General features: G+C 61.9%; 22 protein-coding genes. 4 read left to right on the top strand and 18 right to left on the bottom strand.

Features of this window, described 5'->3' with window-relative positions; translation table 11 throughout:
- Positions 1–99 precede the first annotated feature (99 nt).
- The 4 genes from yihA to AB9K34_RS17940 are packed head-to-tail and all read left to right on the top strand — an operon-like array spanning position 100 to position 2,857.
- Positions 100–750, top strand: a complete 651-nt coding sequence (gene yihA / locus AB9K34_RS17955; protein WP_369955803.1) for a ribosome biogenesis GTP-binding protein YihA/YsxC — start codon at positions 100–102, stop codon at positions 748–750.
- A gap of 55 nt (positions 751–805) precedes the next feature.
- Entirely contained in the window at positions 806–1,669 is an 864-nt protein-coding gene (gene argB / locus AB9K34_RS17950; protein ID WP_369955802.1) for an acetylglutamate kinase, read from the top strand.
- Positions 1,670–1,673: 4 nt separating this feature from the next.
- The gene (locus AB9K34_RS17945; RefSeq protein WP_369955801.1) at positions 1,674–2,366 is read left to right on the top strand and encodes a ferredoxin; all 693 of its coding nucleotides are present in this window, start codon (positions 1,674–1,676) and stop codon (positions 2,364–2,366) included.
- Positions 2,363–2,857 (top strand): histidine phosphatase family protein, encoded by a 495-nt coding sequence (locus AB9K34_RS17940; RefSeq protein ID WP_369955800.1) that lies wholly within the window; start codon positions 2,363–2,365, stop codon positions 2,855–2,857. The genes AB9K34_RS17945 and AB9K34_RS17940 overlap by 4 nt, the downstream gene beginning before the upstream one ends.
- An 80-nt stretch (positions 2,858–2,937) precedes the next feature.
- Here AB9K34_RS17940 and AB9K34_RS17935 read toward each other — a convergent pair whose 3' ends face one another.
- The 18 genes from AB9K34_RS17935 to AB9K34_RS17850 all read right to left on the bottom strand — a co-directional run bounded on the left by AB9K34_RS17935 (position 2,938) and on the right by AB9K34_RS17850 (position 19,062).
- Positions 2,938–3,705, bottom strand: coding sequence for an amino acid ABC transporter ATP-binding protein (locus AB9K34_RS17935; RefSeq protein ID WP_369955799.1), 768 nt, complete (start codon positions 3,703–3,705; stop codon positions 2,938–2,940).
- A gap of 16 nt (positions 3,706–3,721) precedes the next feature.
- Positions 3,722–5,023, bottom strand: a complete 1,302-nt coding sequence (locus AB9K34_RS17930; RefSeq protein WP_369955798.1) for an amino acid ABC transporter permease — start codon at positions 5,021–5,023, stop codon at positions 3,722–3,724.
- 3 nt (positions 5,024–5,026) lie between these two features.
- The gene (locus tag AB9K34_RS17925; RefSeq protein ID WP_369955797.1) at positions 5,027–6,241 is read right to left on the bottom strand and encodes an amino acid ABC transporter permease; all 1,215 of its coding nucleotides are present in this window, start codon (positions 6,239–6,241) and stop codon (positions 5,027–5,029) included.
- Between the two features lie 125 nt (positions 6,242–6,366).
- Positions 6,367–7,383, bottom strand: a complete 1,017-nt coding sequence (locus tag AB9K34_RS17920) for an amino acid ABC transporter substrate-binding protein (RefSeq protein WP_369955796.1) — start codon at positions 7,381–7,383, stop codon at positions 6,367–6,369.
- A gap of 176 nt (positions 7,384–7,559) precedes the next feature.
- Complete coding sequence (locus AB9K34_RS17915) at positions 7,560–8,279, bottom strand: ATP12 family chaperone protein (RefSeq protein ID WP_369955795.1); 720 nt, start codon at positions 8,277–8,279, stop codon at positions 7,560–7,562.
- Positions 8,276–8,959, bottom strand: a complete 684-nt coding sequence (locus AB9K34_RS17910) for an HAD-IA family hydrolase (RefSeq protein WP_369955794.1) — start codon at positions 8,957–8,959, stop codon at positions 8,276–8,278. The genes AB9K34_RS17915 and AB9K34_RS17910 overlap by 4 nt, the downstream gene beginning before the upstream one ends.
- Positions 8,956–9,999 carry an RluA family pseudouridine synthase gene (locus AB9K34_RS17905; RefSeq protein WP_369955793.1) on the bottom strand — a complete coding sequence of 348 codons (1,044 nt, stop codon included), beginning with the start codon at positions 9,997–9,999 and terminating at the stop codon, positions 8,956–8,958. The genes AB9K34_RS17910 and AB9K34_RS17905 overlap by 4 nt, the downstream gene beginning before the upstream one ends.
- Positions 9,996–10,376 carry a fluoride efflux transporter CrcB gene (gene crcB, locus AB9K34_RS17900; protein ID WP_369955792.1) on the bottom strand — a complete coding sequence of 127 codons (381 nt, stop codon included), beginning with the start codon at positions 10,374–10,376 and terminating at the stop codon, positions 9,996–9,998. The genes AB9K34_RS17905 and crcB overlap by 4 nt, the downstream gene beginning before the upstream one ends.
- 92 nt (positions 10,377–10,468) lie before the next feature.
- Positions 10,469–11,779, bottom strand: coding sequence for a replication-associated recombination protein A (locus AB9K34_RS17895; RefSeq protein WP_369955791.1), 1,311 nt, complete (start codon positions 11,777–11,779; stop codon positions 10,469–10,471).
- Between the two features lie 2 nt (positions 11,780–11,781).
- Positions 11,782–13,164 (bottom strand): trypsin-like peptidase domain-containing protein, encoded by a 1,383-nt coding sequence (locus AB9K34_RS17890; RefSeq protein ID WP_369955790.1) that lies wholly within the window; start codon positions 13,162–13,164, stop codon positions 11,782–11,784.
- Between the two features lie 189 nt (positions 13,165–13,353).
- Complete coding sequence (gene rplQ, locus AB9K34_RS17885) at positions 13,354–13,773, bottom strand: 50S ribosomal protein L17 (RefSeq protein WP_369955789.1); 420 nt, start codon at positions 13,771–13,773, stop codon at positions 13,354–13,356.
- Positions 13,774–13,891: 118 nt separating this feature from the next.
- Positions 13,892–14,908 carry a DNA-directed RNA polymerase subunit alpha gene (locus AB9K34_RS17880; RefSeq protein ID WP_369955788.1) on the bottom strand — a complete coding sequence of 339 codons (1,017 nt, stop codon included), beginning with the start codon at positions 14,906–14,908 and terminating at the stop codon, positions 13,892–13,894.
- Between the two features lie 115 nt (positions 14,909–15,023).
- Positions 15,024–15,413, bottom strand: coding sequence for a 30S ribosomal protein S11 (gene rpsK, locus AB9K34_RS17875; protein WP_369955787.1), 390 nt, complete (start codon positions 15,411–15,413; stop codon positions 15,024–15,026).
- A 13-nt stretch (positions 15,414–15,426) separates the two neighbouring features.
- Entirely contained in the window at positions 15,427–15,795 is a 369-nt protein-coding gene (gene rpsM, locus AB9K34_RS17870; RefSeq protein ID WP_369955786.1) for a 30S ribosomal protein S13, read from the bottom strand.
- 241 nt (positions 15,796–16,036) lie between these two features.
- On the bottom strand, positions 16,037–16,681 hold the full coding sequence (locus tag AB9K34_RS17865; protein WP_369955785.1) for an adenylate kinase: 645 nt from the start codon (positions 16,679–16,681) through the stop codon (positions 16,037–16,039).
- Positions 16,678–18,048, bottom strand: a complete 1,371-nt coding sequence (gene secY, locus AB9K34_RS17860) for a preprotein translocase subunit SecY (protein ID WP_369955784.1) — start codon at positions 18,046–18,048, stop codon at positions 16,678–16,680. The genes AB9K34_RS17865 and secY overlap by 4 nt, the downstream gene beginning before the upstream one ends.
- A 108-nt stretch (positions 18,049–18,156) precedes the next feature.
- Positions 18,157–18,630: a 50S ribosomal protein L15 gene (gene rplO / locus AB9K34_RS17855; RefSeq protein WP_369955783.1), complete on the bottom strand. Its 474-nt coding sequence runs from the start codon at positions 18,628–18,630 to the stop codon at positions 18,157–18,159.
- Positions 18,631–18,837: 207 nt separating this feature from the next.
- On the bottom strand, positions 18,838–19,062 hold the full coding sequence (locus AB9K34_RS17850) for a DUF1127 domain-containing protein (protein ID WP_369955782.1): 225 nt from the start codon (positions 19,060–19,062) through the stop codon (positions 18,838–18,840).
- Positions 19,063–19,189: the final 127 nt, after the last annotated feature.

Raw genomic sequence — 19,189 nt, 5'->3', positions numbered from 1 at the left:
CCTGCTGAAGATGCCGGTCCTGCGCGTCCCGGACCGCAAAGCGGCGATGCCGGGGCCGCGCACAGCGCAGGCGCGCAACAACACAAGGCGGCTCCCCCGATGCAGATGACATTTCCCCTGGCGGAGGCACCAGATGCAGCGACCGCCGAAGCCGGGCGGTTGCTCTTTGCGCGAGAGTCAGAGTTCGTCAAGGGTGTCGTCGCCATGTCGGGCCTGCCGCCGGCCGACCGGGTCGAAGTCTGTTTCGCCGGGCGTTCGAATGTCGGGAAATCGACCCTGATCAACGCACTGACCGGCACCAGGGCGCTGGCGCGCGCATCGAACACGCCGGGCCGCACGCAAGAGATCAATTTCTTTTCCCAAGGTCCCGATCTCTATCTCGTCGATCTGCCGGGCTATGGTTTTGCCAACGCACCGGTGCCGGTGGTGGAAAAATGGCAAAGGCTGCTCAAACAATACCTGTCGGGCCGCCAGACCCTGCGCCGCGCCTTCGTGCTGATCGACTCGCGGCACGGGGTCAAACCGGTGGACGCGGAGATCATGGCGCTTCTGGATGGTGCGGCGGTGACGTTTCAATGCGTTCTGACCAAGACCGACAAGGTCAAGGCCGCGGATCGTGCGCGCGTGCTCGGCCAGGTCCGGGGCGCGCTGGCGAAACATCCCGCCGCCTTTCCGGAAATCGTCCTGACCTCGTCGGAAAAGGGCGACGGGATCGAAACCCTTCGCGCCATCATCGCTGGCCTGATCTGAGCCCTTGCAGCCGGGCGGCAAACCATGACATCCCTTTAGCGATCGGACGAGCAATATGAAGACACGGCAAATGAACCGCGACTGGATTTCCACGGCGTCGACGCTGTCGAGCGCCCTGCCCTATCTGCAACGCTATACGGACGCCATCATTGTCATCAAGCTGGGCGGTCACGCCATGGGCAGCGATGAGGCGATGGACAGCTTTGCGCGCGACATCGTGCTGATGCAGCAGGTCGGCGTGAACCCCGTCATCGTGCATGGCGGCGGGCCGATGATCAACGCGCTGCTCGACAAGCTCGAAATCAAATCCGAGTTCGTCAACGGCAAGCGCGTCACCGACACCGCCACCGTCGAGGTGGTCGAGATGGTGCTGTCCGGGCTGGTCAACAAGCGGATCGTTCAGGCGATCAACCGGCAGGGCGGCCGCGCGGTCGGGATCTCCGGCAAGGACGCAAACCTGATGATCTGCGAGCAGACCGACCCGTCACTCGGGTTTGTCGGAACGCCGTCGAAGATGGACGTCAAGATTCTGCACACGCTGTTCGAACGCGACATGATCCCGGTGATCGCGCCGCTCGGCGCGGGTGCGGATGGCGAGACCTTCAACGTCAATGGCGACACCGCCGCGGGCGCCATTGCCGGCGCACTCAAGGCGGACCGCCTGTTGCTGCTGACCGATGTGTCGGGGGTCAAGAATGCCGATGGCGAGGTCGTGACAGAACTCAGGACCGAGCAGATTCGCGAGATGACCCGCGATGGCGTGATCGCCGGCGGGATGATCCCCAAAACCGAAACGGCGCTGGATGCGATCGAACGCGGTGTTCGGGCTGCGGTCATTCTGGATGGACGGGCGCCGAACGCCTGCCTGCTGGAACTGTTCACCGAACATGGCGCCGGTTCCATCATTCGACCGGGCTGAAGCCATGCACGGCCCCGACGCAACGGCATCGGATCAGGCCACAGTGCTGGAGCGGTTGGGCCATGACCTGATCGAATTCGGCCTCCTGCTTATGGGGGCCGCCCATCCGTCGCGGGTATCGCTGCAGGATCTGTCAGACGGGACCTTGATCCTGCTGGGATGCGGGCCGGATTTCTGGCAGGCATTCACCGCGTCCCCCGAGGCGAAGGACGGTCGCGCCGATCCCGTTGATCGCTGGTCCCTGCGCGTCGTGACGCGGCTGGCCGACCGTTACGGGGCGGTGGCATATTTTCCATTCGGCGGTCCGCCCTATGCGCCCTTCATCAATTGGGCGACACGGTCTGGCCGTTCGCATTCCAGCCCGACCGGGATGCTGGTTCACGATACGGTTGGCCTGATGATCTCGTTTCGCGGCGCGCTGCATTTTCCGACCGAACTGCCCCTGCCCGACTGCGCGGATGAAACGCCCTGCAATACGTGCAGCGCCCGTCCCTGCACCACAGCCTGCCCGGTTGGCGCGCTGAGCGACACACACCCCTATGATCTTGCCACCTGTCATGCTTATCTCGACACGGTGGCCGGTCAGGACTGCATGCAGAATGGCTGTGCCGCCAGACGCGCCTGCCCGATCAGCGCCGGGGCCAACCGCCTTCCGGCCCAATCCGCCCTACACATGAAAGCGTTCCATCCGAAATGACCCGTACCCTGATCCTGATGCGCCACGCCAAGTCCAGTTGGGACGATTACAAGCTGGCAGATCATGACCGCCCGCTGAACAAGCGGGGCCGCCGCTCGGCAAAGGCGCTTGGCGAATGGCTGGCCCGCAAGCCCTGGCAACCCGATCAGGCGCTGGTCTCGAACGCGAGAAGGACGCAAGAGACCTTTGCCGGTTTGGGCCTGTCGCTGACGGCCGATTTCACCCGCACCCTCTACCATGCGGATGCCACCGAAATGCAGCTGGTCCTTGAAACCGGCACCGGCGAAACCGTGCTGATGATCGGGCACAATCCCGGCATCAGCCTGTTTGCGCAGGACATGGCCGCAACCGCGCCCGAACACCCGAAATTTTCCGATTTCCCGACCGGCGCGACCGTGGTGATGGAGTTCGATATCCAAAGCTGGGACGATGTCGAGCGCGGCACAGGCAAGGTTCTGGATTTTGTGATTCCACGCGAATTGATGGCCTGACCGAAACGCACCACCCACAAGCTACAAAGGGCGGAACAGAACCTGCTCCGCCCCCCGTTCGAACCTCCGTTCGGGTTCTCTCAGTGTCCCAGGATCTGGCTCAGGAACAACTGGGTGCGCTCGCTCTGCGGATTGTTGAAGAACTCTTCCGGCTCGTTCTGTTCAACGATCTGTCCCGCGTCCATGAAAATGACGCGGTTCGCCACCTGGCGCGCAAAGCCCATCTCGTGGGTGACGCAGAGCATCGTCATGCCCTCTTCGGCCAGTTCGATCATGGTGTCCAGAACCTCCTTGATCATCTCGGGATCGAGCGCCGATGTCGGTTCGTCAAACAGCATGACCCGCGGCTTCATGCACAGCGACCGCGCAATGGCCACGCGCTGCTGCTGGCCACCGGACAATTGCCCCGGATACTTGTCTGCCTGATCAGGGATCTTCACCTTTTCAAGGAAATGCATCGCCGTTTCCTGCGCTTCCTTCTGGGGAATCTTGCGAACCCAGATCGGCGCCAACGTGCAGTTTTCAAGGATCGTCAGATGCGGAAACAGGTTGAAGTGCTGAAAGCACATGCCGACCTCGGAGCGGATCTTGTCGATATTCTTGAGATCGGATGACAACTCGGTCCCGTCGACGACGATCTTGCCCTTCTGATGCTCTTCCAGCGCATTGATACAGCGGATCAGGGTGGATTTACCCGACCCGGACGGCCCACATATAACGATGCGCTCGCCCCGGTAGACGGTCAGGTCAATATCGCGCAGCACATGGAATGTTCCGTACCACTTGTTCATGTTCGTGATGCTGATCGCGACTTCGTCGGATACTTGCAAACGTGCGGATTCGGCCATTTTTCAAGCCCTCTCTTTATCGGTGATCTGTCTCGAGGCGGCGTTCAAGCCACTGCGAGTACTGTGAAATGCTGTAACAAACGACGAAGAACAGAACTGCGGCGAACAAGAACAACTCCCAGTACACGCCGTTCCATTCCGTCGATGCCAGGATTGGCCCCCGGATCATGCCGACGATGTCGAACATCGAGATAACCGACACCAGCGTGGTGTCCTTGAACAGGCCCACCGCGACGTTGACGATGCCGGGGATCGAGATCTTGAGCGCCTGCGGCAGGATGATCAGCCGCATCGCCTGGGCATAGTCCAGTCCCAGGCTGTCCGCCGCCTCTTTCTGCCCCTTGGGCAACGCCGCAAGGCCGCCCCGGATCACCTCTGCGATATAGGCCGCAGAGAACATGGTGATCATGATGACGACACGCAGGAACAGGTCCACGGTGGCATCGGGCGGGAACAGGTAGGCCAGCATCACGCTTGCAACGAAGAGCAGGGTGATAAGCGGCACGCCCCGGATGAACTCGATGAAGATCACACAGATGCCCTTGACGATCGGCAGGCCGGACTGTCGCCCGAGCGCAAGCGCGATGCCCAGCGGCACCGAAAGCGACACACAGGTCACGCCAAGCATCATGTTGAGCATAAAGCCCCCCAGGTCACGACTGGCCACCGCCGGCAGCATCGCATTGTCCGAAGCGCCCTCGGGGATAAGCATTCCACCGAGCCACCAGACGACGAATGCAACCGCGATACCGCCGAAAAAGCCGGCCGCAAAGCTGCGGCTGACCCATTTCGAATAGGCCAGATAGCCGAACAAGCAACCAGCCAGAGCCAACAGCGGCGACAGGATCGTGCCACCCCAGATCAGCCAGAACGCGATGAACGGGTAAAGCCCCGTGAACACCAGCATCTTGCGCGGCAGATCGGGAAACAGCACCGGCGCCGCGGCCACCAGCATCAGGAAGAATGCCAGGATCGGACGCCAGTAGAATTCGGGCGGGTATTTGAAGCCGAACATCAACTGGTTCCAGCGCTCTCTGAGCACCGAGAAACAGGCGGCAGACCGGCCATCGAGCACCTCGCGACACTCCGACAGCGAGTTGGTATTCCACACACCGCCCAGTATCCAGGGAAGTGTCGAGCTCAGAACCACGTAGATCACGTAGAGCGAGACAACCGTCAGCAGCGCGTTCCCCCAGGTCGGAAACAGGTTTTCCTGCAACCAGCGGACCGGACCGGAGGCGCTTGTCGGCGGTGGCGAAGCGGGAATGGGTTGTTCCCGCACAAAGGCAACAGCAGGTTTGTTGTTCTGATCAGCCATCGCTCACCGCTCCTTCAGCCTGGTTGTGCTGTTGTAGATATTCATCACCAGCGAGATGCAGAGAGAAATCACCAGATAGAACAGCATCAGCAGCACGACACATTCGATGGCGCGGCCGGTCTGGTTCATCGTGATCCCGCCCAGCGTCGCGGTGATGTCCGCGTATCCCACCAGGATCGCCAGCGACGAGTTCTTGGTGATATTGAGATATTGCGAGATCAGTGGCGGAATGATCACCCTCAGTGCCTGCGGCAGTACGACGAGGTTCATGATGCGCCCCGGCCGCAGGCCAAGCGCGGCGGCGGCTTCGGTCTGTCCCTTGCTCACCGCCTGGATACCCGCGCGCACGTTCTCGGCGATAAAGGCACCGGTGTAGACCGAAAGCGCGAGCCACAGCGCGATCAGCGGAGCGCCAACCTTGATACCGCCCTGAAAGTTGAACCCCTTGAGTTCCGGGTACTCCAGTCCGATGGGCGCACCCATGACGAAGAACGCGAGCAACGTAGGAACAAAGAAGATCGCGATCGAAGGCCACGTCGTCGGCAGCAGGCGACCGGTGTCATACAGCAGCCTGGTCGCATATCGGCGATAGGCAAAGACGCCGATGACCGAAAGGACGAAAACCGCGACCACCACCATCGACCCCGGCCCCCAGACCGGCGCGGGGATATAGACACCACGATTGGTCACGGCCACCGCATCAAGAATCATCGACGCGCTGGCATTCTCGCCACGGAAATCGCGCGGACCGGGCATCGACACCGTCATGATGCCATAGATGATGAGGATCCAGATCAGCACCGGGATATTCCGGAAGATCTCGACATAGAACGACATGAGCTTGCGCACCAGCCAGTTCTGCGACAGGCGCAGCACACCCGCGAAAACTCCGAGGATGGTCGCCGTGGCGCAGGCCAGGAACGAGACCAGAAGCGTGTTGAGGATACCCACCAGCGCGGCGCGCAGGTTGGTATCCTGGTTGTTGTAGGGGATCAGCGTCTGGTTGATATCATAGCCCGCAGGCGTGCTGAGAAAGCCGAACGAGATGTCCAGCCCGGCCTCGCGCAGGTTCTTGGCAAGGTTCGAGCCAAGATAGGCGATGGAGGCGACGAGCAGGATTACCGCAATGGCCTGAAAGGTGGCCGAGCGATACCGCGTGTCGTTGAGCAGCATCGACAGGCGAAACTGCTCGGTCGGAGGATCCGAGATTGTCGTCATGAATTGTATCCCTGTTTTCCTTGATCTGTTCATTCGGCGCGGTTGCTCCGCGCTCGCCCGCGATCAAGGATTGTTCCGGATAAAAAACGGGGCGCAGGATGTCCTGCGCCCCGTTTCCGTGTGTCTTAGCGGAATGGCGGTGCGTATAGCAGGCCACCATCCGTCCATTGCGCGTTCAGGCCGCGCGCCAGACCGATCGGCGTGGTTTCACCGATGTTCTTGGCAAAGATCTCCCCATAGTTGCCGCCGGCGGTGATCGCCTTTTGGGCCCAATCTGCATCCAGACCGAGCATCTCGCCAAGAGTGCCTTCTGTGCCCAGCAGCCGGTTGATTTCGGGATTTTCGGTACCGGCGGCAAGCTCGCCGACATTGGCCGAGGTCACGTTCAGTTCTTCTGCCGCGATCAGAGCGTTGAGCGTCCAGCGCACCACGTCGGCCCACTCGTTGTCGCCATGCCGCACCAGCGGCGCCAGCGGCTCTTTCGAGATGATTTCGGGCAGAATCACATGTGCGCTCGGATCCTCGAAGGTCGCACGCGTCGAGGCCAGACCGGACGCGTCGGTGGTGTATGCGTCGCAGGCACCGGCCAGGTACTGTTGCTGGCCTTCAGCGTTGGTCTCGATCGGAACCGGCTCGTAGCTGATGTTGTTGGAGCGGAAGAAATCCGCGAGGTTCAGTTCGGTCGTGGTGCCGGTCTGGATACAGACAGTCGCGCCGTCGAGTTCCTTGGCAGAGCTCACGCCCAGTTCCTTGGGAACCAGGAAGCCCTGGCCGTCGTAATAGTTCACGCCGACGAATTCGAACTTGAGGTCAACGTCCCGCGAAAAAGTCCAGGTGGTGTTTCGGGCCAGCAAGTCGATCTCGCCCGAGGCCAGCGCGGTAAAGCGCGTCTTGCCGGTCGTGGGAACGAATTCGACGGCAGTACCATCGCCCAGAACCGCCGCAGCCACCGCGCGGCAGACATCGACGTCAAAGCCTTTCCATTCGCCATTTGCGTCCGGCGCCGCAAAGCCGACCAGACCGGTGGTCACACCGCAGTTCAGCTTGCCACGTGCCTTGACGTCATCCAACGTACCCGCCGAAGCGACTCCCGCAGCGACGCCGGCGACCGATAGTGCGCCAAGTAGTACGGATTTTTTCATGATTACCTCTTCCTGATTTTCCGCCCGAATCCTGAGCGGTTTGCCCGGTATATGTCATACCGATGGATACACCGAAGAAAGGGCTGCCCCCTTCAGTGAGGCCAAGTTTGGGCGCATTCATCCTCAAACGTCAAGTCTCGGGACCAACAATTCAATCTGCACAGCCCTGGCGGCCTTCAGAGCATCGGTGTCTGACACAGATCCATGAACCGCCTCGCGTGCAGGAAGGCATCGCGCCTGACGTCAGCCTGATGCCGCGCCTCGTCGTCCACGCCCCACTGCTCCTCCTGCCAGGTCTCGTCCAGCCGCGACAATTGCCAGATCTCCTCTGCCCCGCGCCAGCGTTCGGCGGCGGCAAACCCCAGGACGAGCGAGCCGGACAGGCTGACGAGATCGTGAAAGGCCGCCAGTTCGAAATCGGTCATTTCGTGCACCCGGTCGCGCAGCCTTGCGAGTGCGTCCGCCGCCTGGGGCTGATGGATCACGCCACTGCACGGGATCAGGCGCGCACCAAACGTGTCATGCGCCCAATCCAGCACCGGATCCCAGTGCTCGGACTGGCGCGCAACCAGTTCGGCCGGGGCCTCTGCCCGATAACACAAGAGATCCGTGTCTCCGTAAGCGGCGAGCATATCGGCCACCTCGGCATGCTGATGGCGGACCTTGTCGATGGCGGCATTGGCCGAGCGCGTGACCGGCATGCTCAGCGGGTCGATCTCATCCTGTTGCGCGTCCCATTCGGCGGCCACCGCATCGGCCATCGCCCGCGTCGGCAACAGCAGTGCTGCCTTGGCCGGAGTCTTGATCCGGCGCTGGTCGAGTTCGATCGCAAACCCCTCGGCGGCTTCGGCGACCGCTGTCGTCGTCCAGAAACGCTTTTGCCTGCTTGCGCTCATGTCGTCACTTTCCAGATACTGTCCATTGCACAGGTCAGATCATCGAATGTGTGAACAATATGATCCGCAAGCTGCAACTGTTGCACCCCGTGATACCCCCAGCTGACTCCGATCGCCGGGATTCGCGCGGCGCGGGCCATTTCCATGTCATAACTGGTGTCGCCGATCATGATCGTGTCGCGCGCTTCGGCTCCGATCTCGGCCATCGCCGCCAGGATCATCGACGGGTGCGGTTTGGAGGGATGATCATCGGCATTCTGTTTCGTCACGAACGCCCGCTCCAGATCATGCGCCTCGAGCAATGCCGAAAGCCCCCGCCTGGACTTGCCGGTGGCAATTCCCAGAACCAGATCGGTCCGCGTGGCCAATCGGGCGATCATGTCCCGGGCACCGGGAAACAACGGTGATCCGGCCGCAGCCCCATGAGCGACGCGATGGGCATGATAGGCTTGCTTGTAACTGTCCACCAGCCGCGCCTGCATCGCGGGCGACGCCGTGGGGGCTAGCCGCAGAATGGTGCGATCCAGCGACAGGCCCACCGTCGACAGGATATCGCCGCGCGCAGGCACCGGCAGGCCAGCCGCGACAAAGGCCGCACCCATCGCTGCGACAATCGCGCCCTGGCTGTCCACCAGCGTCCCGTCGACGTCGAAAATCACCAGCCGCAACGGATCGCTCAAAACAGTTCCTCGAAGGGATCGTCCGCCGCCAGATCCTCGGTCCAGCCAAGGATGTCCCAGCTGTCTTTCATATGCGCGGGCAGCGGTGCGGTAAGGGTCACGACCTTGCGACTGACCGGATGCTCGAACGAAAGCCGGCGGGCATGCAGGTGCAGCTTCTTGCTGATGATGCCGCCCAGTTGCGCGCCCCAGCCATCGCCCATGTTCTCCTGACCCGAGCCACCGTATTTGCCATCCCCGATGATCGGATGGCCGATTTCCGACATATGCGCGCGCAACTGATGCGTGCGCCCGGTGATCGGCTCCATCGCCACCCACGAGGCGCGCCCGGCGACCCGGTAGAGCGTGGCATAGACCGTATGCGCGCGCTTGGCACCCGGTGTGTCGTTGATCTCGTCCGGATGAACCGCGATCATCTTTTCGCCCTCGCCGCCGCGACCGTGACCCGGTGCCTTGACAAGACCCGTCTTGATTTCGCCCAGGTAAGGCGTCGGCACTCCGGCGACCAGCGCCCAGTAGATCTTGCGCGTGTTGCGATGCCGAAACGCCGCTGTCAGCCCCTTGGCCGCCTGCCGCGTGCGCGCCAGCAGCAACACACCCGACGTGTCCTTGTCGAGCCGATGCACGAGGCGCGGATCTTCCTCGGCGTCAAAACGCAGGGCAGCCGCCATGCCGTCCACATGCCGCGTCTGCCCGCTCCCGCCCTGCACCGGCAGCCCCGCGGGCTTGTTCAGCGCCAGAACGTCATCATCGCGGTAGATCACGCAGTCCTGTATCATCCGGGCATCCGCATCGGAAATCCGCGTGGGCCTGGGCGCGGGACGGTGTTCGCTGTCAGGCAGTGGCGGAATTCGGACAACCTGCCCTGCCATGACGCGGCTTGATGCCTTGACCCGCCCGCCATCGACGCGCAACTCGCCCTTGCGACACATCTTTTCAATGCGCCCCTGGCTCACATGCGGAAACAACCGGCGCAGCCAGCGATCGATACGCTGATCGGCATCGGCCTCTTCCACGGTAATAGTCTGAACCCCGCTCATGCGAATACTCCGCGTGCCAGCATCAGGCCAAGCGCCAGTGCCCCGACAGAAAGCCCGACCGACAATAGAACATACAGCGCCGCCTGCCCGACATCCCCGCGCTCGATCAGGATCATGGTTTCCAGCGAAAAGGCGGAAAACGTCGTGAATCCGCCCAGCAGACCGGTCATCACCAGCGGGCTGAGATGGCCCAGCCCCCGTTGCGCGGCGGCAACCACGAAAACCCCCATCAGGAAAGAACCGATGACATTCACCGTGATGATCGCGACGGGAAAGTCACCGGGGCCGAACAGCCGCACGATGCCCAGCCCCGCAAGGTAGCGCAGCGCAGCGCCGATTGCCCCGCCCAGGGCAACAAGAGTAACCGTAGATATCATGGCGCGGATGTCGCGCGGTGCGCCGCGAGAGTCAAGCAAAGCGTCACTACCTGCCGCCGACGAAGGGCACCGGTAGCGCAGCGCCGGCCGGATCAGGTGCCGCGCTGCGTTCGCAGCTTGGCAAAGTAATCCAGCCGCTTCTTCAGTTCCCGTTCAAAGCCGCGTTCGACCGGCTGGTACAGGACCGGGCGCTTGACCCCGTCGGGAAAATAGTTCTGGCCCGAAAATGCGTCTTCGGCATCGTGGTCATAGGCATAGCCCGCACCGTAACCCTGATCTTTCATCAGCGAGGTCGGGGCATTCAGGATATGCTTGGGCGGCGGCTCGCTGCCGGTTTTCCTGGCCAGAGCCATCGCCGCCTTGTATCCGACATAGGCACCGTTCGATTTTGGCGCCAGCGCGAGATACACAACCGCCTGTGCCAATGCCAACTCGCCTTCCGGGCTGCCCAGACGCTCATAGACTTCCCAGGCATGCAGGCAGATCGATTGCGCCTGCGGATCGGCAAGACCGATATCCTCGACCGCCATACGGGTGATGCGCCTCGCCAGGTAACGCGGGTCTTCCCCCCCCGTCAGCATCCGGGCCAGCCAGTACAGCGCCGCATCCGGATCGGACCCCCGCACCGATTTGTGCAATGCAGAGATCAGGTTGTAATGTTCATCTCCGGACTTGTCATACTTGCTGGCCCGTCGCATCAGGCGCGACGCCAGCGCCTCGGTGTCCAGCGACGCGTCGGATTTCCATGCCGTCACCTGTTCGATCAGGTTGAGCAGCGCGCGACCGTCTCCATCGGCCATCTCGTGCAGCGCATCGCGCGCGCCTGGCGTCAATGGCAGGGCACGGCCCAGTTCCTTTTCCGCCCGTTGGGTCAACCGCTCCAGATCTGCGAGCGACAGCCGCTCCAGCACCAGCACCTGCGCCCGGCTGAGCAACGCGGCGTTCAATTCGAAAGACGGGTTTTCGGTCGTGGCCCCGACCAGAAGGATCGTGCCATCCTCCATATGCGGCAGGAACCCGTCTTGCTGGGCCTTGTTGAACCGGTGAATCTCGTCCACGAAGAGCAGGGTGCCCTGCCCGTTCTGATGCCGGATTTTCGCGGCCTCGAACACCTTGCGCAGTTCCGGCACCCCGGTGAAAATGGCGCTGATCTGCACGAAATGCAGTTCGCTCTCATCCGCCAGCAACCTTGCGATCGTTGTTTTCCCCACGCCGGGCGGACCCCAGAGGATCAGGCTTCCCAGGCTGCCCGCCGCCAGCATGGCGCCAAGCGGCGCATCCGGGCCAAGCACCTGTTCCTGGCCGATCACCTCGGCCAGCGTGGCGGGGCGCAACCGGTCCGCCAACGGTCGATTGCGCGCCACCGGCGGCGCGGGTTGATCGGAATCGAACAGGTCCGCCACGGCTAGAGCCGGAACCGCAGGCTAAGCCGTTGCCCCCGCCGCATCAGGTCAAGCCGAACGCTGCGCCCCGGACGGGTCAACGCGGTTTCGACATCACCGCTCGCCGCGATCTCGTCTCCGTTGATCTCGCGGATCACATCGCCGATCTGAAGCCCGACACGCGACCCGAGCGGCCCCGGATCGGTGACCAGCACACCCTCGGTATTCAATGGCAACCCGAAACGCGCGATCACCGCCGGATTGGCCCGCGCGACCGTGAGTTCCGGCAGAACAGTGCGCTTGCCGAGCGTCACCTCCTCTGACGGTGGATCATCGGGGGCGGCGAGCATCGCAACCGTGCTCTGGCGCTCCTCGCTCTCGCGCATCCAGGTGACATCGGCGGTTTCGCCCATCCCCGCGACAGTCATGCGAAACAGCATTTCCTGTGGTGAGTTCACCGGCTGCCCGCCTACATGGGTGATGACATCGCCGACCGTCATCCCGGCGCGGGCAAAGGGGCTGGCCGGATGAAGGTCCGAAATCACAATCCCGTCGGGCACCGCCAGCCCCAAGGACTCCGCCAGATCGGAATTGACGGTCTGACCGGACATCCCCGCCCAGGGACGCTCGAACCGTTCGTTACCCAGCCTGGCCTGATGCACGAATTCCGCCACGAGATTGGCCGGGATCGCAAAACCGATACCGTTTGAGCCGCCAGAGCGGCTGAGGATCGAGGTGTTGATGCCAATAAGGCTGCCATTCACATCGATCAACGCCCCGCCCGAATTACCCGGATTGACCGCGGCGTCGGTCTGGATGAAGTATCCCCGCGCCTGCCCGGTTGCCGCACCCGAACGCGCCAGCCCTGATACGATCCCGCTGGTGACGGTCTGGCCGATCCCGAACGGATTGCCGATCGCCATCGCCAGTTCGCCGACCTCGACCTGATCGGAATCGCGCAGCGACAGGAATGGCAGGTCCTCGGCCTCTTCGAGTTTCAGGATCGCAACATCGGCCTCTTCATCGCCCAGCAGCACCCGCGCTTCGTATTCCCGCCGATCCGCAAGCACGACACGGATCTCCGTGGCCATGCCCACCACGTGATAGTTGGACACGACGATCCCGTCCTCTGAGAGGATGACGCCCGAACCCAGCGAATTCTGCACCCGCGGCTGCGGGTTGCCAAAGCCGTGAAAGAAATCCTTGAAAAACGGATCGTTCATGAACGGCGTCGACCGCGCGGCAACGACGCGGCGCGCATAGATATTGACCACCGCAGGCGCAGCCCGCTTGACCAGCGGCACAAAACTCAGGGAAACCTCGACCTGGCTTTGCGGAATGCGGGTCTCCGCAATCGCGACGGGCGCGGTGAGAATGGCGAGGGCAAGAATGCCGAGGCGGATCATGGGCGGCTCCGATCTGTTACATGCCCCGGATATGCGACCCGAACCGCGGGATTGCAAGCGCCGCAGCCGACACGCGCACGCACGCATCTGCGAGCGGCCTCTGCCACGACCCGGCGTTTCCGGCCCCGAAAGTAAAGAACCCCGCCTCTTGCAAGGCGGGGTTCCTGAATTCTGTCGGACGGGTCCGGATTATTCTTCCGCAGCCTCGGCGGCAGCTTCGCGGGCCTTGTCGGCGGCACCCTTGGCGTCGCGGTCGCGATCGACGAATTCGATGATCGCCATCGGTGCCATGTCGCCATAGCGGAAGCCGGCCTTGAGAACGCGCACGTAACCGCCCTGGCGATCCTTGTAGCGCGGGCCGAGAACGTCGAACAGTTTCGCGACGTCTTTCTCTTCCTTGAGCTTGCTTGCAGCCTGACGGCGGGCGTGAATGTCGCCGCGCTTGGCCAGCGTGATCATCTTTTCGATGATCGGGCGCAGTTCCTTGGCCTTGGGCAGGGTCGTTTTGATCTGTTCGTGCTCGATGAGCGAGCCGGCCATGTTCGAGAACAGCGCCTTGCGGTGTTCATGTGTCCGGTTCAGGCGGCGATAACCACGTGCGTGACGCATTTCAGTATTCCTTTCAAAGGTTTATGCTTTGTACGGCCCCTGATGCGTGTCAGGGGCTCTGTTGGGGCGGTATTGCCCTGATTTCCCCGCAAGCGCGGGCATTGTCCTCGGGACGCGTCTAGAACGCGTCTTCGAATTTCTTGGCCAGATCCTCGATGTTGTCGGGCGGCCAGTCCTCGACGTCCATACCCAGATGCAGCCCCATGCCCGAGAGCACTTCCTTGATCTCGTTCAGCGACTTGCGGCCGAAGTTCGGGGTGCGCAGCATCTCGGCTTCGGTTTTCTGGATCAGATCGCCGATATAGACGATGTTGTCGTTCTTCAGGCAGTTCGCAGAGCGCACAGACAATTCGAGTTCGTCCACTTTCTTGAGCAGAAGCGGGTTGAATTCGAGACCATCATCATCGTCCTGGCGGCCAGCGGACTCGGGCTCGTCAAAGTTGACGAAGATCGACAGCTGATCCTGAAGGATACGCGCGGCGAAGGCAACGGCATCATCGGGGGTCAGCGAGCCGTCGGTTTCGATCTTCATGGTCAGCTTGTCATAGTCCAGAACCTGACCTTCGCGGGTCGGCTGCACGTCATAGCTGACCTTCTTGACGGGCGAATAGATCGCGTCGATCGGGATCAGACCGATGGGTGCGTCCTCGGGCTTGTTCTTCTCCGCCGAGACATACCCCTTGCCGGTGTTGACGGTGAGTTCCATGAACAGATCGGCGCCGTCATCGAGGTGGCAGATCACGTGATCACGGTTCAGCACTTCGATACCGGCAGATTCCGAGATGTCGCCAGCGGTGACAACCGCGGGGCCCTTGGCCTGGATCGACAGGCGCTTGGGGCCTTCGACTTCCATGCGCAGGCTGACGCCCTTGAGATTCAGGATGATGTCGGTCACGTCCTCGCGGACACCGGCAACGCTCGAGAATTCATGCAGAACGTTGTCGATCTGAACGCTGGTGATCGCTGCGCCCTGCAGGCTGCTCATCAGGATACGGCGAAGGGCATTGCCCAGGGTCAGACCGAAACCGCGTTCCAGCGGCTCGGCGACGACGGTCGCCTGACGCGCGGGATCATTACCCGGCTTCACCTCCAGCTGGGTCGGTTTGATCAACTCTGCCCAATTCTTGTGGATCATGTGTCCCTCCATTCCTGCCTGTATCCCATGTCCAAATAGATACGGGCGCCCGAGGTTTAAAAATGACGAACTGGGGCCGTGCAATAACGCACTGCCCCAGCCAGATCGTGGGTAATCAGACGCGGCGACGCTTTGGCGGACGGCAGCCGTTATGCGCCATCGGGGTCACGTCGCGAATCGAAGTGATGTTGAAACCGACAGCGGCCAGCGCGCGCAGGGCGCTCTCGCGGCCGGAACCCGGGCCCTGCACTTCTACTTCCAGCGTCTTGACGCCGTGGTCCTGCGCCTTGCGCCCGGCGTCTTCGGCAGCCATCTGCGCGGCATAGGGGGTCGACTTGCGCGAGCCCTTGAAGCCCATTGTGCCAGCCGACGACCAGCTGATGGCATTGCCCTGAACGTCGGAGATCAGGATCTTGGTGTTGTTGAAGCTGCTGTTCACATGCGCCACACCGGCGGCGATGTTCTTGCGCTCTTTGCGCTTCATGCGTGTCTTGTCACGTGCCATTGATCAGAGCCCCTTACTTCTTCTTGCCTGCGATGGCCTTTGCGGGGCCCTTGCGCGTGCGAGCGTTGGTGTGGGTCCGCTGACCGCGCACCGGCAGGTTGCGACGATGACGCAGACCGCGATAGCAGCCGAGGTCCATCAGGCGCTTGATGTTCATCTGCGTTTCACGGCGCAGGTCGCCTTCGACGGTCAGGTTGGCATCGATATATTCGCGGATCTGCAGGATCTCGCTATCGGTCAGTTCGTTGACGCGACGGGCCTGGTCGATGCCCACGCCTTCGCAGATCGACTTGGCGGTGGTGTTGCCAATTCCGGTGATGTAGGTGAGGGCGATCGGAACCCGCTTGGCAGTCGGGATATTTACGCCGGCAATACGTGCCACGTGTCACTTTCCTTTTCGTTGCGGGTCCGTAACGCCAGACCCTTTTTTCACAACGTCTGACCGTGGCAGTGTCGCCAGTGGGTCCGACATTTTCGAGGTGGTCATGCGGCAGGTGCGAATCCTGCACGCGCGAATGATTCCCTTGCGGGATGGGCGTGGTTAGGGCGTTTCCGAACGAGCGTCAACCCCCGCGACAACAATCCGTCAACACGCCGCCGGATGTTGCACTCCCGACCGAGCATCAGGCATCGAGAACCGATGCGATGGAGGTTTGCACCTCGGCGATCTCACCGAGGCCGTTCACCTTCGTCAGCTTGTCCTTGGCATAATAATAGCCAATCAGCGGCGAGGTCTTCTTGTAGTATTCCATCAGGCGCGTGCGCAGCGACTCTTCGTTGTCGTCGGCGCGGCGTCTGAAATCGGATGCACCGCAATGGCTGCATTTGCCGTCCGCCGGAATCGGTTTGGTGATGTCGTTATAGACCTCGCCACAAGCGCCACAGGTCGAGCGCGCGGTGATACGGGCCACAAGCGCCTCGTCATCGACCTCCATCTCGATCACGGCATTCAGCCCCTGACCGGTTTCGGACAGCAACGTCCCGAGCGCGTCAGCCTGCGCCAGCGTGCGCGGGAAGCCATCAAAGATGAAACCGCTCCCCTTGCTGGTTTCGAGCTTTTCACGGATCAGGCCGATCACGATCTCGTCGGTGACCAACTCGCCACGGGCCATCACCTCGGCAACCCGGTTGCCCATTTCGGTGCCGCTGTCCTTGGCTTCGCGAAGCATGTCGCCGGTGCTGAGCTGCACCATGCCGCGGGCTTCGACCAGGTGACGGGCCTGTGTACCCTTGCCCGCGCCCGGCGGTCCCAACAATATGATATTCATCGACGCGCAGGTCCCCGCTTGCCCCGTTTCTTGCCACCGCTGCGTCCGCGCAGCTGCGACTTCTCGATCAGGCCTTCATACTGATGCGCCAGAAGATGGCTCTGGGCCTGCTGGATCGTGTCCATGGTTACGCTGACGACGATCAGCAAAGAAGTCCCACCAAAGTAGAACGGAATGGCGAACTGCGCCCTCAGGATTTCCGGAAGCAGACACACCGCCGCGAGATAGGCAGACCCCAGGACCAGAATCCGGTTCACGACATATTCGAGATATTCCGCCGTTTTCTTGCCGGGGCGGATACCCGGCACAAAGCCGTTCTGGTTCTTGAGATTGTCGGCCACGTCATCCGGTTTGAACGAAACGTTGAACGTATAGAAATAGGCAAAGAACACGATCATCGAAACGAAGAACAGCAAATAGAGTGGCTGGCCCGGACCGAAATTCGCAAGCAGCCAGGACATCACCGGCCCGCTGGCCGAGCCCTGCGAGAAGGTTGAGATCGTCACCGGCAGCAGCAGCAGCGAGCTGGCAAAGATCGCGGGTATCACGCCGGCCGGGTTGACCTTGACCGGCAGGTGCGACGAACCGCCGTCATAGACCTTCATGCCGACCTGGCGGCGCGGGTACTGGATATGGATCTTGCGCAGCGCGCGCTCCATGAACACCACAAAGGTGATGACGGCCATCACCATCACGATCACGCCGACGATCACCGCCGGGCTGACCGCACCGGACCGCCCGCTTGCGAGAAACTGCGCAATGGCGGCGGGAATCTCCGCGACGATGCCCACAAAGATGATGAGACTGATGCCGTTGCCGATCCCGCGCGCGGTGATCTGCTCGCCCAGCCACATCAAGAACATCGTGCCCCCGACCAGGGTGATCATGGTGGACAGGCGGAAGAACATCCCCGGATCATGCGCGAGATCGCCGGACTCAAGCGACACGGCCAGACCATAGGCCTGCACCGTGGCCAGCAGCACCGTGCCATAGCGGGTATACTGGTTGATCTTCTTGCGCCCCTGCTCGCCCTCTTTCTTGAGCTGCTCGAGCTGCGGCACCATTGCGGTCATCAGCTGAACGATGATCGAGGCGCTGATATAGGGCATGATACCCAGAGCAAAGATACCCATTCGGCCCAGCGCACCGCCGGTGAACATCGACACCATGCCGCCAATGCCCTGCCCGGCCTGCTCCATGAACTCGCGCAGCGCGATGCCGTCGATCCCCGGCACCGGGATGAAGGTGCCAAGACGATAGACGATCAATAGACCGAGGGTGAACAGGATGCGGTTGCGAAGATCCGTTGCCTTGCCGAGCGCGGACCAACTCGTGTTTGCCGCCATTTGCTCTGCTGCTGATACCATGAATGGGGTCTCTTTTATGACAACGCCGCCCTGGGCCGTTCTCCGGCTCGGGCGGCGTCATGGAAAACTGAGGGATATGTAAGCGGCATAAGCGCCGCTCACAACCCGTTATTCTGCTGCAGTCGCTTTCGTGACCGTCAGAGAGCCGCCCGCTTTTTCGACCGCTTCGACGGCCGACCTGCTGGCACCGGTGACTTCCAGCGTCACCTTGGCGGTGATATCGCCTTTGGCCAGAACCCGGATACCATCCAGCTTGCGGCGCACCAGACCGCTGGCAACCAGCGCGTCCTCGGTGATGGCGCTGCCCGCATCCAGCTTCTTGGCGTCGATGAATTTCTGGATCAGGCCCAGGTTCACGACGGCAAAGGATTTGCGGTTCGGCTTGTTGAAGCCACGCTTGGGCAGGCGCTGATAGAGCGGCATCTGACCGCCTTCGTACCCGTTGATCGCAACACCCGAACGGGATTTCTGACCCTTGATACCACGGCCACCGGTCTTGCCGGTGCCCGAACCCGGACCACGGCCGATGCGCTTGCGCTTCTTGGTTGCGCCTTCGTTGTCGCGCAGTTCATGCAATTTCATGTCGCTTCTCCTTTTGCCGGAAATGACCCCCAGCGACGGGAGTGGTCAAACGCGGCGTTCATGTCTGAGTCGTGCGGACCGAACTGTCCACCGGGGGCGTATAGGCGAGGAGCGCAGATCGATCAAGACGCGAAGTGACGCAATCTTGCACGCTGTCATGTGGGTTTCGTCGCCCCGATGCCGCCCGCGCCCCGGATGAACCACCGTTCAGAGCGGCACGATCTTGTTCGCTTCCGCCTCTGCCAGATGAACGAAATCCGAGCGGCTCAGGCCGAGATCCCTCAATTCCCGGTCATCCAGCCGGCGCAATTCGGAATAGGCGCGGTCAAACGCCGCGCGCCGGGCACGGGCGGTCCTGATCGCGGAAATCAGGCCGCGAATACGGCCTTTCAGGCCAAAGCCGCCGGTGGTGGAAGCCTGTACATATGCCATGTTGGTGGTCCTTCTTGGTTGCGGCAGCCAAAGCCTGCGCCCACTGCCGTCTCATCAGATCAACGGCACCTAAGCGGCGGCGGTCGCAATAACCATGTCCGGAACGGTCTTGCCGCCATGCAGCGAG

Origin of the sequence: Sedimentitalea sp. XS_ASV28 (assembly GCF_041224545.1) — a bacterium.
Lineage (GTDB): Bacteria > Pseudomonadota > Alphaproteobacteria > Rhodobacterales > Rhodobacteraceae > Sedimentitalea.
This window is presented reverse-complemented; position numbering and strand designations above follow the sequence as displayed.

Coding starts and splice junctions, on each gene's coding strand:
- yihA (WP_369955803.1), top strand. CDS start 100: ATGCAGATGACATTTCCCCTGGCGGAGGCACCAGATGCAGCGACCGCC.
- argB (WP_369955802.1), top strand. CDS start 806: ATGAAGACACGGCAAATGAACCGCGACTGGATTTCCACGGCGTCGACG.
- AB9K34_RS17945 (WP_369955801.1), top strand. CDS start 1,674: ATGCACGGCCCCGACGCAACGGCATCGGATCAGGCCACAGTGCTGGAG.
- AB9K34_RS17940 (WP_369955800.1), top strand. CDS start 2,363: ATGACCCGTACCCTGATCCTGATGCGCCACGCCAAGTCCAGTTGGGAC.
- AB9K34_RS17935 (WP_369955799.1), bottom strand. CDS start 3,705: ATGGCCGAATCCGCACGTTTGCAAGTATCCGACGAAGTCGCGATCAGC.
- AB9K34_RS17930 (WP_369955798.1), bottom strand. CDS start 5,023: ATGGCTGATCAGAACAACAAACCTGCTGTTGCCTTTGTGCGGGAACAA.
- AB9K34_RS17925 (WP_369955797.1), bottom strand. CDS start 6,241: ATGACGACAATCTCGGATCCTCCGACCGAGCAGTTTCGCCTGTCGATG.
- AB9K34_RS17920 (WP_369955796.1), bottom strand. CDS start 7,383: ATGAAAAAATCCGTACTACTTGGCGCACTATCGGTCGCCGGCGTCGCT.
- AB9K34_RS17915 (WP_369955795.1), bottom strand. CDS start 8,279: ATGAGCGCAAGCAGGCAAAAGCGTTTCTGGACGACGACAGCGGTCGCC.
- AB9K34_RS17905 (WP_369955793.1), bottom strand. CDS start 9,999: ATGAGCGGGGTTCAGACTATTACCGTGGAAGAGGCCGATGCCGATCAG.
- crcB (WP_369955792.1), bottom strand. CDS start 10,376: ATGATATCTACGGTTACTCTTGTTGCCCTGGGCGGGGCAATCGGCGCT.
- AB9K34_RS17890 (WP_369955790.1), bottom strand. CDS start 13,164: ATGATCCGCCTCGGCATTCTTGCCCTCGCCATTCTCACCGCGCCCGTC.
- rplQ (WP_369955789.1), bottom strand. CDS start 13,773: ATGCGTCACGCACGTGGTTATCGCCGCCTGAACCGGACACATGAACAC.
- AB9K34_RS17880 (WP_369955788.1), bottom strand. CDS start 14,908: ATGATCCACAAGAATTGGGCAGAGTTGATCAAACCGACCCAGCTGGAG.
- rpsK (WP_369955787.1), bottom strand. CDS start 15,413: ATGGCACGTGACAAGACACGCATGAAGCGCAAAGAGCGCAAGAACATC.
- AB9K34_RS17865 (WP_369955785.1), bottom strand. CDS start 16,681: ATGAATATCATATTGTTGGGACCGCCGGGCGCGGGCAAGGGTACACAG.
- secY (WP_369955784.1), bottom strand. CDS start 18,048: ATGGTATCAGCAGCAGAGCAAATGGCGGCAAACACGAGTTGGTCCGCG.
- rplO (WP_369955783.1), bottom strand. CDS start 18,630: ATGAAATTGCATGAACTGCGCGACAACGAAGGCGCAACCAAGAAGCGC.
- AB9K34_RS17850 (WP_369955782.1), bottom strand. CDS start 19,062: ATGGCATATGTACAGGCTTCCACCACCGGCGGCTTTGGCCTGAAAGGC.